Annotated in this window: 2 protein-coding genes and 1 pseudogene; all 3 read left to right on the top strand. The window is 38.5% G+C overall.

The window, feature by feature from the left end:
* Window positions 1–375: 375 nt before the first annotated feature.
* A pseudogene (locus K9V48_RS27530) lies at window positions 376–696 on the top strand (ABC transporter permease); the annotation flags it as partial.
* 538 nt (window positions 697–1234) lie between these two features.
* The gene (locus K9V48_RS27525) at window positions 1235–1993 is read left to right on the top strand and encodes a GTP cyclohydrolase II (protein WP_224142244.1); all 759 of its coding nucleotides are present in this window, start codon (window positions 1235–1237) and stop codon (window positions 1991–1993) included.
* Window positions 1986–3080 carry a bifunctional diaminohydroxyphosphoribosylaminopyrimidine deaminase/5-amino-6-(5-phosphoribosylamino)uracil reductase RibD gene (gene ribD / locus K9V48_RS27520; protein ID WP_224142243.1) on the top strand — a complete coding sequence of 365 codons (1095 nt, stop codon included), beginning with the start codon at window positions 1986–1988 and terminating at the stop codon, window positions 3078–3080. The genes K9V48_RS27525 and ribD overlap by 8 nt, the downstream gene beginning before the upstream one ends.
* Window positions 3081–3250: the final 170 nt, after the last annotated feature.

Raw genomic sequence — 3250 nt, 5'->3', positions numbered from 1 at the left:
ATATCCTCCAAAAAGGATTAGAGCAACTGCTTGTGACCGACTAACTGAATCAATCAAACTGTAGGGCAGGGTTGTGTCCGAACAGTATAATCTACGCCTGTGGAGATTGTGTAAGACATAGTGGGAATCCCCATTATGCAACGGTCTAAGAATCAGGAAGCCCCTTCTTCAATCAGACCGCAAGGTTGATAAGGAGGGGTCATTCACGAAGGTTCCGAGTGAGTCCGATTAGACCTTCTATGGTTCTTGTTTCCCATTCCATACAAGGTATTTTCCTCGTTCTTGCCGGGGCGATCGAAATTATCGTACTTGCCAAATTAGTATGGGATATAAACATCTCGTTTTTATCTATGATCACGCTTTTCGCTAGTCTATTATATGGGTGTATTTGCTTTTTTGGCCTCGGCTTTTCGATGGTCTGGTCTTACAAAATCCGCAGGCGCAGCAAGTGGCTTTGCGATGGTTATTTTTTTCCCGATGCTTTTTCTATCTGGGATTGCAATGCCAGTTGAAATATTGCCTCAGTTTTTACAAGATGCAAGCAAATGGCTGCCGATGACTCATTTTGTTGAATTAGCTCAAGGTGTCTGGAATGGGGATGCTCTTACCGTATTCGGATTAGAGTTGCTAATTCTAACAGTTTTTGGCTTAGTATGTGTTGTCCTTGCCTTTTTACTTTTTCGTTGGGAAAATTAATTTTTGGCGTACAGTTTCTTTTGAAACAAGCGGTTTGGCGGAACGGTATGAATTGAAGCAATGAACAAGGGATAAGCATCCTGTTATCGATGCTTATCCCTTGTTGTTGTTTCGTAACTATAAAACTCTTGTACTGTGGATATGCGCACGACATCCAGTTTCAACGCTTTTATTCATTGTAGCCAATATGGGATAAAATGATTATAACCGTAGTACAGGCCCTATCGGATCAATTAGAAAGAAACGTACAGTAATTATCAACTATTCACATCCTTACATCTGTTCTTTTTGAAAGAGAAAATGGAGTAATGCGAATGGATGATGAATGGGAAATGCGGTATGATTTCTAGAGAATCTTCAAATCAACTATTCTAGGAAAATAATCATGGAATTTTTCGGATAAGTGAAAACGCATTATACTTGACGAAAAACACCTTCAAATTTATACTTACTTACAATAAGTAAGTTGACAATTGATACAAAAATGAAAGGTTTTATATAGACTCAGCCATAATAATTACCCAGAGGAGGAAGGTTTATGATAATCGAAACTGTAAAAAATCATTCGTTAAATAGAATAAAAGAAAAAGTACAAACCGTGCATCATGGTGAGGGTACTACTTATATTGTTGGACCAATTAAATTACCAGTTCAATTAGAGGGAGAAACTGTGTTTTTTAAATGGTATAGCTGGTTAGAAGTCCAAAATGTTGAGGAGAAAGAGGTTAGTATTGATGAATTGCTAAATAAGTTACCACATGCCAATTTAGCAAATAGTCAGCAATCAAGTGTGTTAGTGTACGGAGATTTTGAACACGCAGAAGATGCACTTATCCGTATGCATAGTATTTGTCATACAGGGGATATTTTTGGTAGTAAGAGATGTGACTGTGGTTTTCAATTAAAACAATCAATGAAAATGATATCAGAGCATGGAGCGGGAGCCCTGTTCTATCTTGCTAATCATGAAGGACGAGGAATCGGGTTATTTAGTAAAGCACTTGCTTACCTTCTTCAAGAGGAAGGATTAGATACGGTTGAGGCGAATGAGCAATTAGGTTTTTCAGATGACTCGAGAAATTACGAAGAAGCAATTAGGGTGTTAAAGACTCTTCGGAAGTTGCCTGTGACATTAATTACGAATAATCCTAATAAGCTCAAGGCTCTTCAAAGTTCGGGTGCAGATGTTTCTGGACGAATGCCTCTATGGGGAGATATTTCAAACTATAATAGACACTATCTAGAAACAAAGATGAAGAAAGCGGGTCATTTTGAAGGAGGATATCCGATTGAGTGAACATGAATTTTATATGAATTTAGCGATCAATAATGCAAAAGCAATGAAGGGGCAGACTGATCCCAATCCGCTGGTAGGGTCAGTAGTTGTTAATCATAATCGAATTGTAGGTGTGGGGGCGCACTTAAAGGCTGGTGAGCCTCATGCGGAAATTCATGCATTACGAATGGCTGGAGACCAAGCGAAGGGCGGCACAATCTATGTAACGTTAGAGCCTTGTTCACATCATGGCCGCACAGGTCCTTGCGCCGAGGCAATCGTAAAAGCGGGTATAAAAAAAGTGGTCGTTGCAACGTTAGATCCAAATCCAATTGTAGCTGGTAATGGCATTAACATATTAAAAAATGCCAATATTGAAGTCGTTGTCGGGGTTTGCGAGGAAGAGTCTAGGAAAATGAATGAAGTTTTTAATAAGTTTATTATGAAAAAACAGCCGTTCATTACGTTAAAATCAGCTACGACATTAGATGGTAAGATTTCATCCTCGACATGGGATAGTAAATGGATTACGTCTGAGGAAGCACGGAAGGATGTACATCAATTACGTCATGAAAATGTTGGTATTTTGGTTGGGGTTCATACAGTGATAAAAGATGACCCTGAATTAACAACACGAATCCCAAATGGTCGTAACCCGATCCGGATCATACTAGATAGCACGTTGCGCATTCCCTTAGATTCAAAGGTAGTCACAGATAAAAAAGCTGAAACATGGATTTTTACATCCAAGCAATACTCGGCAGAAGCAAAGGAAAAGCTTGAACAGCTTGGAATGAAAATTTTTGTGACAAGCGGTTCAGAACGTGTTGATTTGCATGGTACCTTATCTATTTTAGGGGAGCATTCTGTTTCATCAGTCTTAATTGAAGGTGGTGGTGAAGTAAATGCATCCTTCCTAACGGAGAAATTAGTTGATAAAGTTGTTGTTTATTTTGCGCCAAAGTTAATTGGTGGAAAGGAATCACCAGGCTTTTTTGCAGGCATTGGGATTGAAAAAATGGCAGATGCAATCGATCTTGAACAAATGAACGTTGAAAAGATAGGTAAGGACTTTAAATTTACTGGCTATCCAGTATACAATGCTTAAAATTACATGAAATTCACTTGAAAAACACCGCCCGGACTCTTAGGAGGCCACTGAAAAAGTCCATTATTAAATTAGGCAGTTGAAAGTTCGATTATATCGAACTTTCAACTGCCTTTTTACTCTATAATGGTTTTATTAACTGTATGTAGGTGATATCCAAATGATTTCAA

Source organism: Metabacillus rhizolycopersici (assembly GCF_020075705.1).
This window is presented reverse-complemented; position numbering and strand designations above follow the sequence as displayed.